A 13,229-nucleotide genomic window follows, 5' to 3' on the forward strand; every position below is an offset into this window, starting at 1 on the left:
GTAGTGAAACGATGCATCGCCGATGGTAGTGTGGGGTTTCCCCATGTGAGAGTAGGTCATCGTCAAGATTCATTTCGCAAAACCCCTATCTGCGCAAGCAGGTAGGGGTTTTGTCTTTTCAGCGTTGATCAACCGCGGGCGAGTTCCGCGAGATGTGCAGTAGCCTCTTCACTCTTGAGGACCAATACATCGCCTTTCAGCGAGTCGAGCACTACCTCGGATGTATTGCCAATCAATGCCCCGGAAATGCCTGTGCGTGCGATCGTGCCGATCACGGTGACCACCGCATCGAGTGCCTTCTCGAAATGAGGAATCAGTACATCGGCTGGGCCCTCTTCGACATGCAATCGGTCTTCGCTGATGTCGTATTCCGCCTGGAACGCACTGCAAGCTTCCCGATAGCGTTTGTCTATGGTCTCGCTCAGCTGATAAGTCGGGTCCGAAGCTGCCAGCATGGGGGAGGGGTGAGCACTGATCACGTGAAGCTCTCCCTTGGTCAAGCTGGCGATGCCGTAGCCGTGATCGATGATGCTGGCATGCAGCCGCCGATGATCTTCGTCATCGTTACCGACATCCACGGCCGCGAGAATCTTGCCTTCGGTCCAGGGGCGTTCGCTTTTGACCATCAAAACGGCGCAAGGGCAAAGACGCAGCAATTTCCAGTCACTGGGCGTCAGCAGTGCCTTGCGCAGCGGATTGTCCGGTCGGTGTTCCTTGATTACCAGGTCACAGCCCTCGGCCTGCTGGACGGCGATGATTGACTCGTGGAGGCTCTCCTTCCAGTTCTGTTCATGGGAAACATTATCGTAGCCATCGTCATGCAGCTGACTGCTGAGCAGGCTGAGCAATGCGTTGTGATCCTGCTTCTTGTCACACATGAGCAGATGTAGGCGTGCACCGGTCACGCGAGCGATAAGCTTGGCGCGGGTCAGCGCACGGCTGTGGGCATGTTCGGGGTCGAGGACGACAAGGATGCTACGGACAGCTTGCATGGGCGTGAACTCCCTTCAAAGGTGGCGGCCAATGCCAGACTATAGTCGGCGTCCGTCGCGCCGCTGTTTGATGTACATCAAGAAGCATAGTCACTGGCGCTAACAGTCGCCGCCGGTATAATCGCCGGTCCTGACTGTACAGTGTGGTTGTATGCCTATGTCCCTGATCCCCGAAATCGATGCCTTCCTCGGCTGTCGCACACCAGACGCCTGGATCGAAGCGGCGCTCGCCGACCAGGAAACCTTGCTCATCGACCACAAGAACTGTGAATTCAAGGCAGCCAGTACGGCCTTGAGCCTGATCGCCAAGTACAACACCCACCTGGACCTGATCAACATGATGTCGCGCCTGGCGCGTGAAGAGCTGGTACATCATGAGCAGGTCCTGCGCCTGATGAAGCGCCGAGGGGTGCCGCTGCGACCAGTGTCGGCGGGGCGCTATGCCTCAGGCCTGCGTCGGTGGGTTCGCGCCCATGAGCCGGTCAAGCTGGTGGATACCCTGGTGGTGGGGGCGTTCATCGAAGCCCGTAGCTGTGAGCGTTTCGCAGCCCTGGTACCCCACCTCGATGAAGAGCTCGGGACCTTTTATCATGGCTTGCTGAAGAGTGAAGCGCGCCATTATCAGGGTTACCTGAAACTGGCGCACCACTACGGGGAAGAGGCGGATATCATCCGCCGTATTGAGCTGGTCCGGGAAGCGGAGGCTGAGCTGATCCAGTCCCCGGACCAGGAGCTGCGCTTCCACAGTGGTATACCGATGGCGCAGGCCGCCTGACTCACCTGCGGCAGGCAACCCTTAGTACCGGCGGCCCAGCAGTAGCCCTATCACCAGACCGAAGCCCGCAGAAACGGCCACGGTTTGCCACGGATGGCCGACGATATAGTCCTGGGTAGCATCAACCACCGGTTGCGCTTTTGCGCGCACCTGGCTGGCAGCTTCCCGGGCCTGGCGCAGCTTCAGGCTGACCTGCGCGCGCAGGGTTTCGGCTTCCTCGCCAACCAGCGCCGCGCTGTCGTTAAGCAATTTTTCCGACTCTTCGATCAAAGCCTGCAGCTCGCTGAAAACCTGGTCTTTGATCTGGTCGTTGTTGGCTATTGCAGCAATTTTTCGGGCCATGAACTCGTCCTCGTCGATGGGGGTGAATAATCAATGGATGCCGGCGCGCCAGGAAAGTTGCGGCGGTTTCTCGATGATGCAGCGCTACGGTGTAAGATAGCGGCCATTTAAACGAGCAGGTACTTCCATGAGTTTCAATCTGGCCAACAGGAGCTTCGAGGAACGGGCGCAGATCGAGGCAGAGAAGGCCCGGCTGTTCGAGCTGTGGCAGAACAACCTGGGCAAGGCAAAGGGCGAGGCTGCCCGGATCATTTCAGAAAAACCGCGGCGCAAGGGCAAATGGGCTGAGTGGGTACGTGCCGAACTGGACGCTATGTCACCCCCCGAGTACGCCAATATGGTGCGCAGTGAAATCAACAAGATGATGGCAGCTGCCAGCGGCAACCGCTGACACCTTTTCACTTGGCAAATGCACAGTAGCGTTGAAACGTTTGGTCGTTATGAAAGATACTGTTTCTCATTAACGCCCGATAACTCCTCTTACTGGCAGTGCCTCCACCCAATGCCGACGTCTCCCGTGTCTGGTCTGCTGGCAAGTTTCCAGCAGCACTATGACGACCTCCTGCAGTTTCTGACCCGCCGCATGAGCGACCGTCAGCGCGCCGCCGACGTGGCGCAGGAGACCTACCTCAAGCTGGTGAAGATCGACGAGCAGGCCGTGTCGGTGTTGCATGCGCGCAGTTTCATCTTTCGCGTGGCAGGCAACCTGGCCATCGACGCCCTGCGCCGTGAGCAGCGCCTCGCCGCGAGCCACGAGGACAGTGACGGTGCAGGGGAGGTGGCCTGCCCGGCACCGGCGCCGGAAGCGGCCTTATTGGCCCGCGAGCGCCTGCAGATCCTCGATCAAGGTTTGCTGCAACTGTCCGAAAATGCCCGCCAGGCCTTGCTGCTCAATCGCGTCGAAGGCCTGACCCAGGCTCAAATCGCACAACGACTGGGCGTCTCCGAGAGCATGGTGGCAAAATACATCGGCCAGGCCCTGCGCCACTGCCGCGAATGGCTCAAACATAACCATGACTGACACCTCGACCATGCCCGTGCCGCAGCCGATCAGCGATTTGTCCGATGATGCCCTCGACTGGCAGGTGCTGCTGCATTCGGGCAACGCCAGCGCGGCCGATCATGCGCGTTACCAGCGCTGGAGTCAGCTGAGCCCGGGGCATGCCGAGGCGGCGCGTGAGGCCGAGGCGCTCTGGCAGGATCTCGGGCAGACGCCGACTGCGCAAGCATTCGAAGCGTCGCCCATGCGCCGCCAGAAACGACACTGGGCCGCAGGCATCGCCGCTTCCCTAGTGCTGCTGGCGGCCGGTTATGGTGGGTGGCAGCAAGTGCCGGTGTGGTTGGCGGACTATCACACCGGCATGGGGCAGCGGCAGAGCGTGACCCTGGCAGACGGTTCACGGGTACTGCTCAACAGCGCCAGCGCCCTGAGCGTGGCCTTTAGCGCCAGCGAGCGCAGGGTGTCGTTGCGGGCCGGCGAGGCGTTATTCGAAACGGCAGATGATCCACGGCCGTTTGTGGTCGAGACCGCCGGTGAGGCCGTGCAAGGCAGTGCGGCGACCTTCAGCGTGCGCCGCGATGGCCATGTGGTGCTGGCCAAAGGTGAAGCCCAGGTCGGCGCACGCAACCTGGCCGTCGCGCCCGACGCCAGCGCGCAGATGGCCTGGCAACGCGGCAAGCTGATCTTCAACGGCAAACCCCTTGGGCAGGTGCTGGCCGAACTCGAGCGTTACCAGCACGGCCGTATCCTGCTCTCCGACAGCAAGCTTGCGGCGCTTGAAGTCAGTGGCGTATTCGACCTGAACGAACCCCAGGCGCTGCTGCACACCCTCGAACAGCGTTACGGCCTCAAGGTCACCTACCTGCCGTGGCTGGCGGTGGTGCACTGAGCCGGTAAAAAATAATCGAAATTTTTTTCATTCGGCACTGCAAGTTCGTGTGAGCCAGATCGTCGTAGTGGGACTGATCAGTAACCCATTCTCATTTACGACTTGTCTGGAAGCTCATTCGTGCCTCTCATGCCCAAGCCCTTGTACCGTTGCGGCGGTCGTTTCCATCATGCCTTGTTGTCTTGCAGCGCGCTGGCCGTGTTCGCTGGCCCCCTGCAAGTGTGGGCCGCCACGCAAACCGGGCAGGCACCGATAGAAACACGGCAGGTGCAACTGGACCTGCCAGCACAATCCCTGGACCAGGCCCTGACCGCCTTCGCCGACCAGGCCGGGCTGCACCTTTTGTACACCACCAGCGACGTGGAGGGTCTGACCAGCCCAGCCCTGCAAGGCAGTTATAGCGTCGAGCAGGCACTGCAGCAGCTGCTCGCCGGCAGCGACATGGCCTGGCAGTTCAGCGATGCCCGCACGGTCACCTTGCGCAAAGCCGTAGCGCCGCCGCAGGCGGTCAACCTCAAACCGATCGAAGTCAGCGTCGCCTCGCGCACCAGTACAGCCATCAGCGAAATCCCCGGCACCGTGTGGGTGGTCGATCAGCAGCAGCTGCGCGAGCAGATCGACAGCGGGGTGAGCCTCAAGGAAGCCATCGGCAAGCTGGTTCCGGGCCTTGACCTGGCCCCGGAAGGCCGGACCAACTACGGCCAGAACATGCGCGGGCGCAACGTGCTGGTGATGATCGACGGGGTCAGTCAGAACAGCTCGCGCGGCCTGTCGCGCCAGTTCGACAGTATTTCGCCGTTCAACGTCGAGCGCGTCGAAGTGCTGTCCGGGGCCAGTGCCATCTATGGCGGTGGTGCCACCGGCGGCATTATCAACATCGTCACCAAAAAGGGCGAGCCGGGCCCTGCGCGCTTCGAGACCCAGCTCGGCGCCAGCAGCGGCTTCAACAACAGTGATGACCTGGCGACGCGTTTCGCGCAGTCCATCAGCGGGGGTAACGAGCGGGTCAATGCCCGCCTGGGGATCTCCGGTGAACAGAACGAAGCTTTCTACGATGGTGCGGGCGAGCAGATCTTCATCGACAACACCCAGACCGACCTGCAGTACAACCGCACTATCGACGTGCTTGGCACCCTCGGCCTGAAGCTGACCGATGAGCAAAGCCTCGACCTGCTGGCCCAGTACTACGATTCCGGTAACCACGGCAGCACCGGCATCTATTTCCCCAACCTCAACTACAACGCGCCTTCCGACCTTGAAGACGCCGAGCTGCGCAGCGGCTACTCGTCCGACCTGGAGCCGCGTACCCGGCGCCTGTTGCTCAACGCCAACTACCACCATACTGACGTATTGGGCCAGGATCTCTACCTGCAAGCTTCCTATCGCAAGGAAGACGACAACTTCTACCCGTTCCCGTATTACAACCGCGCCACGCCCACCGGTTCACGCGGGGTGTACTTCGCCGCCTCGCAGCAGAACTTCGAAGTCACCAGCCTCAAGGGTCTGTTCGCCAAGCAGTGGGACACCTTGAAGCTCACCTATGGCGTGGACCTCGACCGCGAACGCTTCAACGCCGAGCAGACCACCTTCGATGCGCTGACTTCGTCCGAGAGCGGTGGCCTCGACCTGGACAAAGAGAGCAAGGCCGCCCGCTACCCCAGTTATCGTGTGGATGGCGTCTCGGTCTATGCCCAGCTGGATTGGCACGTCACCGACAACCTGACCCTCTCCGGCGGCGCTCGGCGCCAGCAGATGGACGTGGATGTCAGCGATTTCAAGGGCGTGCCCGGCGGCAGCAATGACTACCAGGTCAACCTGTACAACGTCGGCGCCATCTACGACTTCAAGAATGGCCATCAGGTCTGGACCAACTACGGCGAGGGCTTCGATCTGCCGGACCCGGCCAAGTATTACGGCAAGCCGGGCCTGAGCGTGGCAGACAACCCCTTGGCCGGCATCAAGAGCCGCCAGGTCGAACTAGGCTGGCGCTACGCCGACCTGGATTGGGATGCCCAGGCCGCGCTGTATTACATCTGGTCGGACAAGATCATCAACGTCGATTCGCAGACGCTGACCATCAACGTGGAAGACCAGAAGAGCCGAGACTTCGGCTTCGAAGGCGCATTGACCCGGCATTTCCAGAGCGGCTGGGAGGCTGGCGGCACGCTGCACCTGACCCGCTCCGAAGAAGAAGATGCTGACGGTGACTGGATCAAACGCGATGCCCGTTATGCCTCCTTGTCCAAGTCCACGGCGTTCGTCGGCTGGAAGGGTGATGGGCGCAGTGCGCGGCTGCAGGCCAACCATGCGTTCAGCCTGAAGGATGATGCCGATCACGAGATCGACGGGTACACCACCTTCGATCTGCTGGGCAGTCAGGACACAGGCTTCGGTACCTTCAGCGCCGGTATCCAGAACCTGTTGGACAAGCAGTACAGCACCGTGTGGGGGCAGCGGGCGACATTGTTCTACTCGCCCACTTACGGCCCGGCGTACTTGTATGACTATCAAGGGCGGGGGCGCACCTACACCCTGACCTGGAGCATGGCTTACTGATTTTGGGTGTCTGCGCGGGCCTCATCGCCGGCAAGCCGGCTCCCACTGGTTCCACCACAGGCCTCAAACACTGTGGGGATCCCTGTGGGAGCTGGCTTGCCGGCGATGAGGCCCGCGCAGGCGACTGACCCCAATCAGCCAAACACCGCCAGCAAATCCTCCACAAACGCCCGCTGCGCCTCCCCAGGCACCTGCCCCCGATGCCTGGCCAAGGTAAACGGCACCACAAAATCCAACCCTGCATCCAGCGCCCACAACAAACCCTGATCTTCCCACCCCTGAGCGCAATGGCTCGGCAGATACCCCATGTGCCGCCCCGAGAGAATGAACATCAACACACTCTCGATCTGTTCGGCCACGGCCATGCTGCGCCGGCTCTGGAACGGCTCGCCGCCCTTGAGAAAACGATAGGGGTGGCGCACCTGGTCCGCCTCCAGCAACTGCTCGCGAGGCACCTGCGCCAGGCCGAACAACGGGTGCCCCTTGGCGCAGTACAAACGCTGGCGCTCTTCGAACAGCGGCTGGTAATCGAATGCCGCCTGGTTGCCGGAAAAGTAGCTGATGGCGCAGTCCAGGCGTTGCTCCAGCAATAACCGCTCCAGCTCCGCGGGTGGCGCACTGATCAGCTCCAGCTGCACCGCTTCATCCCGTTCGCGAAAGCGTGAGATGGCCTGCGCCAGGCGCAGGCTGACGGCAGCATCCTGGTTTTCCGCCATACCCACCCGCACCGTGCCCAGCAAGCGCTCACCCGCGCCATTAGCCTGCTGGCGGAACCGCTCGATATCCAGCAACAAGCCACGCGCGGCTTCCAGCAACAGCTCGCCCTTTTCCGTCAGGCTGAAGCCAGCCTTGCCACGGCTGCACAGGCGATAGCCCAGGCGTGCCTCCAGCTGCGCCATGCGCTGGCTGATGGTGGGCTGGCTCAGCCCCGACACGCCTTGGGCGGCGCTGAAGCCGCCGGCCTCGACAACCGTGATGAACAGCCGCAACAGGTGCAGGTCAGGGTCGTGCAGTTGTCCGAGCATTACATTGCTCCTGGTGAATGTCAGCTTTGCAAAGTTGCCATTCTTGCAATGTAACTCGGCTGGCATGCTGACGGCATCCACCCATTGTTCGAGGTGTCCGTCATGCGTAGTTCGCTGTGTCTGTTGTCCCTGTGCCTGGCCTTGCCGCTGCAGGCCGAAGAGAAGGTCATCAACCTTTACAGCTGGGCCGATTATGTCGCCCCGCAAACGCTGCAGCGGTTCGAACGGGAGACCGGCTACAAGGTGCGTTATGACACGTTCGACACCACTGAGGTGCTGGAAACCAAACTGTTGACCGGTGGCAGTGGTTATGACGTGGTCGTGCCGTCATCCACCGTACTGGCGCGGGCACTCAAGGCCAAGGCGCTGCAGCCGCTGGAAGCGCAGCGCATGCCCGGTTACGCCAACCTCGACACAGACCTGCTGGGCAAGCTCGCCGAGGCCGACCCCGGTAACCGCTATGCGGTGCCCTATACCTGGGGCACCTTGGGTCTGGGCGTGAATGTCGAGGCGGTGCGCCAGCGCCTGGGCGACGTGCCGCTGGACAGCCTGGACCTGCTGTTCAAACCCGAATACGCCAGTCGCCTCAAGGACTGTGGCATCGCCATGCCCGATTCGCCGCAGGAAGTGATCGGCGTGGCCCTCAACTACCTGGGCAAAGACCCGTACAGCCAGGACAAGGCCGACCTTGCCCAGGCGCAGAGCCTATTGAACCAGCTGCAGCCTTCGATCAGCTATGTCGCCAATGGCCGACAGATCAGCGACCTGGCCAATGGCAGCGTGTGCCTGGCGCTGACCTACAACGGCGATGCGGCCATGGCCGCCGACCAGGCGCGCCGCGCCGGCAAACCGTTCGAGCTGATCTACCGTATCCCCCGCGAAGGGACGCTCATATGGCAGGACAACCTGGTCATTCCCAAGGACGCGCCGCACCCGGAGGCGGCCCGGGCCTTCATCGCCTTCATGCTCAAGCCGGAATCGGTGGCCGCACTGACCAACACCCTGTACTTCGCCAATGCCAACCAGGCGGCCACGCCCTTGGTCGACGAGGCGGTGCGCAATGACCCGGATATCTACCCGCCCGCAGCGGTGCGCGAGCGCCTGTATGGCGATCGCAGCATGGCGCTGTCCGACCTGCGCCAGCGCAATCGGCTGTGGACGGCTTTCCGCACCCGTCAGTAAACCGCTAATCACAAAGGAGCCCGACCGTGGAGCAAGCCCAGAACAACGACCAGGCCATGACCCGCGACAGCCTGTATGGCACCGCTGCGGAAAGTACCTACGCCGGTATCACCAGTTTCTCCCGCCGTCGCTACAGTCGCGACCTGCGCGGGGTGGATGTAGTCGTCAGCGGAGTGCCCTTCGACACCGCCACCAGCAACCGCCCGGGCGCGCGTTTCGGGCCGCGGGCGATCCGCGCCGCTTCGGTGCAGCAGGCCTGGGCCCGTCACTGGCCCTGGGCGTTCGACCCGTTCGACCACCTGGCCGTCATCGATTATGGCGATTGTCCGTTCGATAACGGTACGCCGCAGTCGGTGCCGGACAGCATCGAGGCGCATGCCACGCACATTCTGCAGGCCGGCTGCGCGATGCTCACCTTGGGCGGCGATCATTTCATCAGTTACCCGCTGCTCAAGGCCCACGCCCGACGCCACGGCCCGTTGGCCTTGATCCACTTCGATGCGCACAGTGACACCTGGCCGGACGAGGAGGGCAAGCGCATCGACCATGGCACCATGTTCTGGCATGCCGCCCGTGAAGGCCTGGTGGACCCATCCTGCTCCGTGCAGGTCGGCTTGCGCACCACCAATGACGACAGCCAGGGCTTCGCCATCCTCGATGCCCGGCAAGTCCATCGCCAAGGCACCGAGGCGATCATTGCGGCGATCCGTCAGCGGGTCGGTGAGCGCCCGGTGTACCTGACCTTCGATATCGATTGCCTCGATCCTGCCTATGCGCCGGGCACCGGCACCCCCGTGTGTGGCGGCCTGAGCACGGTGCAGGCGCTGGAGATACTCGGCGGGCTGCGCGGCATCAACCTGGTGGGCATGGACCTGGTGGAGGTGGCACCGGCCTATGATCATGCCGATATCACCGCCTTGGCCGGCGCGACCTTGGCCATGGAGATGCTCTGCCTGTACGCCGCACGGCACAAAGTCGATACAGCCCTGTGACAAGGGCTGTACGCCCCCCCTGGCAGGTTCATACTGAAACATCAGGAATCGCATTCACACTTTTGCCGCGAACCCATCGCGCCTTAGGCTATCCAACGCACGAGGCGCGCCTTTTCGTACGGGAGGTGAAGCATGAATCTTACAGTACCAACCCTGGCCATCGGCCTGCTGCTGTGCTTGCCTGCGCAGGCTGCTGCGCCGCAGCCGTTGCAGCTCGCGGCCAGCAATAACAACCCTTACAACAGCCCGATCCAACGCGCCAACCCCAACAGTCGCCAGGGCAGCATGTCGGCTACCCCGCCGGTGCGTGGGCCTTCGACCCAGCCCATCCAGCGCACCCCCAGTCTGGACAACCGTGGCATCGGCAACGGCGACAACCTGCGACGCCAGCAGCAGACACCGAACCTGGAACCCACTCGGCCTGCGCGCGACACCCAACGCGTGCCCTGAGCCCCTCGAAAGGAATTGCGCATGACCAAAGCTACCTGGCTGGCCACCCTGACCGCCGCCGCATTGCTGCCGATGTTGGCGCAGGCCGCTTCCGAGCAGCAGTTCCCCAGCGAGGAAGGGCAGATCACTGTCAGTACCCTGGCGGACGGTTTGCGCAACCCATGGGCCTTGGCGTTTCTGCCAGGCGGCAAGGACATGCTGGTCACCGAGCGCCCCGGCAACCTGCGCCTGGTCAACGCCGAAGGCAAGGTTGGACCGAGCATCAGCGGCGTACCCAAGGTCTGGGCGGAAGGACAAGGCGGCCTGCTCGACGTGGTGCTTTCGCCGGAGTTCGGTAAGGATCGCACCGTTTACCTCTCCTTTGCCGAAGAAGGGAGTGATGGCAAGGCGGGCACCGCAGTGGGTCGCGGCCAGCTGACGGAGGATCGTGCACGGCTGGAGAATTTCACCGTGATTTTCCGCCAGCAGCCCAAATTGTCGGTCGGCAACCACTTTGGCTCGCGGCTGGTGTTCGACCGGGATGGCTACCTGTTCATCGCCCTGGGCGAGAACAACCAGCGTCCGACGGCACAGGACCTGGACAAGCTGCAGGGCAAGATCGTGCGCCTCCTGCCCGACGGTGAAGTGCCGAAGGACAACCCCTTCGTCGGCAAGGACAACGTGCGCCCGGAGATCTGGTCGTTCGGCCATCGTAACCAGCAGGGCGCTGCGCTCAACCCCTGGACGGGCCAGCTCTGGACCCATGAGCATGGCCCGCGCGGTGGTGATGAGGTCAATATCGTGCAGCCGGGCAAGAACTACGGTTGGCCGATCGCCACGCACGGCATCAACTACTCGCTACTGCCGATTCCCGAGGCCAAGGGCAAGCATGTCGACGGCATGGTCGACCCGCTCCATGTTTGGGAAAAATCGCCTGGCGTCAGCGGCATGGCTTTTTACGACAACCCGACTTTCAAGGCTTGGGATCACAACCTGTTCATTGGTGCGCTGGTTAGCCAGGAGCTGATCCGCCTGCAGCTCGATGGCGACAAGGTCGTCCACGAAGAGCGTTTGCTGAGGGAGTTGAAGGCGCGCATTCGCGATGTGCGGGTGGGGCCGGATGGTTATCTGTATGTGCTGACCGATGCCAAGGATGGGCAGTTACTGAAAGTCGGCCTGAGTGGTGGCTGAACAGGTTTGGAGTCTGCACGGGCCCTATCGCCGGCAAGCCGGCTCCCACAGGTGGGATCACACAGGGCGTATCCTGTGGTGTTTCTGTGGGAGCCGGCTTGCCGGCGATAGGGCCCTTGAACATAATGCCGCATGGCGCTCGATCCCCGATTCCTCTACCAAAAAGCCCTCGCAGACCTTGGCTACGCCCCCGACCCGGCGCAGGCCCGGGCCGTCGACGCTCTGCAAGCCTGCTTCGAGGCCATCGAGCAGAGGCGCCCCACCCAGGGCCTCTACCTCTGGGGCCCGGTCGGCCGCGGCAAGACTTGGCTGATGGACCTGTTCCATCGCTGCCTGTCCGTCCCGGCGCGGCGCCAGCATTTTCACCATTTCATGGCCTGGGTCCACCAGCGCCTGTTCCAGCTCAATGGCACCGCCGACCCTTTGCAGGCGCTGGCCCGTGAACTGTCCGGGCAAATCCGCGTGCTGTGCTTCGACGAACTGTTCGTCAGCGACATCGGTGATGCAATCATCCTCGGCCGCCTGTTCCAGGTGCTGTTCGACCAGGGCGTGCTGGTGGTCGCCACCTCCAACCAGCCGCCCCAGCAGTTGTACCGCGACGGCTTCAACCGCGAGCGATTCCTGCCGGCAATCCGCGCCATCGAGCGGCACATGCAGGTGCTTCCGGTGGCCGGCGAGCAGGACCACCGCTTGCATCCAGGCGCGGCACGACAACGCTACTGGATAGCCGAAGCCGGCAAGCCAGGCAAGCTTGAGGCGGTGTTCCAGCAGCTCAGCCCGAACGACCCTGGCTGCACCCAGCCACTGTCGCTGGGTACACGGCAGATCCAGGTCATCCGCTACAGCGCCGAGGCGATCTGGTGCCGCTTCGCCGACCTGTGCGAGCAGCCGCTGGCCGCCATGGAATTCATGGCCTTGTGCGACCGTTTCCCGGCGATCCTGGTCGAGGGCGTACCGGCCTTGAGCGGGGAGCAGCGTGCAGGGCGTATCGCCCGTGGCACCGAAGATGGTGCGGCGCGCGTGGAGGCGGGCGATCGCCAATTGCCTGCTTTGTCGCCCAAGGATGACGCCGTGCGCCGCTTCATCGCCCTGGTCGATGAGTGCTACGACCGCAGGGTTGCCTTGTACCTGGAGGCGCAGGTCCCGCTGGATGCGCTCTACACTCAAGGGTATCTGGCGTTCCCGTACCAAAGGACCTTGAGCCGGCTACGGGAGATGCAACTGCAACGCTTCGCTTGAAGGAGCCGAACCATGGAGCCGTTGTCGCATCATCTGCTGACCCAGGCCTACAACAATGGCTGGGCCAACCACCGCCTGTACAAGGCTTGCCTGCAACTGACCCACGACGAGTTCGTCGCCCCGCGTTGCAGCTTCTTCCCGTCGATCAAGGCCACCCTCAACCATCTGTTGACGGTGGACTGGTTCTACCTGCACATGCTCGAGTGCGAGCAGCGCGGCGAGGCACCAGGGGCCGACGGCGAACGCTTCTTCGACCCGGAGCAGCCGTTCGCCACCTGCGCTGATCTGAATGCCGAACAGGCCCAGGCCGACCACCGGCTGATTGCCTACTGTAGCTTGCTGCACGACGATCAGTTGGCCCGCTATGTGAGCATCGTGCGACCCGACCGGGTGCAGCGCGAGCAGCGCCTGAGATTGCTGTCGCACCTGTTCGAGCACCAGATCCACCACCGTGGGCAGGTGCATGCCATGCTCAGCGACACGGCGGTGCGGCCTCCACAACTGGATGAGTTTTTTTGCGAGGAGGAAGCCGGGTTACGGGTAGGGGATTTTGCCGAGCTCGGCTGGAGCGAGGTTCAGGTCTGGAAGCACTGAGGGCTGGGAAGGGGCGCACAGCG

The 13,229-nt window shown here is 62.6% G+C and carries 13 protein-coding genes and 1 pseudogene; 11 read left to right on the forward strand and 3 right to left on the reverse strand.

Features of this window, described 5'->3' with window-relative positions; all coding sequences use genetic code 11:
* Positions 1 to 128: 128 nt before the first annotated feature.
* Positions 129 to 992, reverse strand: a complete 864-nt coding sequence (locus tag ACIPZB_RS25625; protein ID WP_400643253.1) for a universal stress protein — start codon at positions 990 to 992, stop codon at positions 129 to 131.
* Between the two features lie 157 nt (positions 993 to 1,149).
* On the opposite strand from ACIPZB_RS25625, the gene ACIPZB_RS25630 reads away from it, so the two are divergent.
* The gene (locus ACIPZB_RS25630) at positions 1,150 to 1,767 is read left to right on the forward strand and encodes a tRNA-(ms[2]io[6]A)-hydroxylase (protein ID WP_400643254.1); all 618 of its coding nucleotides are present in this window, start codon (positions 1,150 to 1,152) and stop codon (positions 1,765 to 1,767) included.
* 21 nt (positions 1,768 to 1,788) lie between these two features.
* Here the strand turns inward: ACIPZB_RS25630 and ACIPZB_RS25635 are convergent, their stop codons facing one another.
* Positions 1,789 to 2,109: a YqjD family protein gene (locus ACIPZB_RS25635; protein WP_400643255.1), complete on the reverse strand. Its 321-nt coding sequence runs from the start codon at positions 2,107 to 2,109 to the stop codon at positions 1,789 to 1,791.
* 127 nt (positions 2,110 to 2,236) lie between these two features.
* On the opposite strand from ACIPZB_RS25635, the gene ACIPZB_RS25640 reads away from it, so the two are divergent.
* From ACIPZB_RS25640 to ACIPZB_RS25655, 4 genes and pseudogenes are all read left to right on the forward strand, one after another.
* Positions 2,237 to 2,500: a hypothetical protein gene (locus ACIPZB_RS25640; protein ID WP_008096076.1), complete on the forward strand. Its 264-nt coding sequence runs from the start codon at positions 2,237 to 2,239 to the stop codon at positions 2,498 to 2,500.
* A 111-nt stretch (positions 2,501 to 2,611) separates the two neighbouring features.
* A pseudogene (locus tag ACIPZB_RS25645) lies at positions 2,612 to 3,118 on the forward strand (RNA polymerase sigma factor); the annotation flags it as partial.
* Positions 3,119 to 3,122: 4 nt separating this feature from the next.
* Positions 3,123 to 3,998: a FecR family protein gene (locus ACIPZB_RS25650; protein ID WP_400643256.1), complete on the forward strand. Its 876-nt coding sequence runs from the start codon at positions 3,123 to 3,125 to the stop codon at positions 3,996 to 3,998.
* A gap of 129 nt (positions 3,999 to 4,127) precedes the next feature.
* On the forward strand, positions 4,128 to 6,554 hold the full coding sequence (locus ACIPZB_RS25655; protein ID WP_400643257.1) for a TonB-dependent receptor: 2,427 nt from the start codon (positions 4,128 to 4,130) through the stop codon (positions 6,552 to 6,554).
* A 134-nt stretch (positions 6,555 to 6,688) separates the two neighbouring features.
* On the opposite strand, the gene ACIPZB_RS25660 is transcribed toward ACIPZB_RS25655, so the two are convergent.
* The gene (locus tag ACIPZB_RS25660; RefSeq protein WP_400643258.1) at positions 6,689 to 7,579 is read right to left on the reverse strand and encodes a LysR family transcriptional regulator; all 891 of its coding nucleotides are present in this window, start codon (positions 7,577 to 7,579) and stop codon (positions 6,689 to 6,691) included.
* A gap of 102 nt (positions 7,580 to 7,681) precedes the next feature.
* Here ACIPZB_RS25660 and ACIPZB_RS25665 point away from each other — a divergent pair, with 102 nt between their 5' ends.
* The 6 genes from ACIPZB_RS25665 (at position 7,682) to ACIPZB_RS25690 (ending at position 13,206) form a co-directional block, all read left to right on the forward strand.
* On the forward strand, positions 7,682 to 8,761 hold the full coding sequence (locus ACIPZB_RS25665) for an extracellular solute-binding protein (RefSeq protein ID WP_400643259.1): 1,080 nt from the start codon (positions 7,682 to 7,684) through the stop codon (positions 8,759 to 8,761).
* A 26-nt stretch (positions 8,762 to 8,787) separates the two neighbouring features.
* On the forward strand, positions 8,788 to 9,753 hold the full coding sequence (speB, locus tag ACIPZB_RS25670) for an agmatinase (protein ID WP_400643260.1): 966 nt from the start codon (positions 8,788 to 8,790) through the stop codon (positions 9,751 to 9,753).
* A gap of 132 nt (positions 9,754 to 9,885) precedes the next feature.
* Positions 9,886 to 10,203, forward strand: coding sequence for a hypothetical protein (locus ACIPZB_RS25675; protein ID WP_400643261.1), 318 nt, complete (start codon positions 9,886 to 9,888; stop codon positions 10,201 to 10,203).
* A gap of 21 nt (positions 10,204 to 10,224) precedes the next feature.
* Positions 10,225 to 11,373, forward strand: coding sequence for a PQQ-dependent sugar dehydrogenase (locus ACIPZB_RS25680; RefSeq protein WP_400643262.1), 1,149 nt, complete (start codon positions 10,225 to 10,227; stop codon positions 11,371 to 11,373).
* Positions 11,374 to 11,505: 132 nt separating this feature from the next.
* Positions 11,506 to 12,612 carry a cell division protein ZapE gene (gene zapE, locus ACIPZB_RS25685; RefSeq protein ID WP_400643263.1) on the forward strand — a complete coding sequence of 369 codons (1,107 nt, stop codon included), beginning with the start codon at positions 11,506 to 11,508 and terminating at the stop codon, positions 12,610 to 12,612.
* A gap of 12 nt (positions 12,613 to 12,624) precedes the next feature.
* Positions 12,625 to 13,206, forward strand: a complete 582-nt coding sequence (locus ACIPZB_RS25690) for a DinB family protein (protein ID WP_400643264.1) — start codon at positions 12,625 to 12,627, stop codon at positions 13,204 to 13,206.
* Positions 13,207 to 13,229 lie beyond the last annotated feature (23 nt).

The organism is Pseudomonas sp. NPDC089396, assembly GCF_044749545.1.
In the GTDB taxonomy this organism is placed as follows: Bacteria; Pseudomonadota; Gammaproteobacteria; order Pseudomonadales; family Pseudomonadaceae; genus Aquipseudomonas.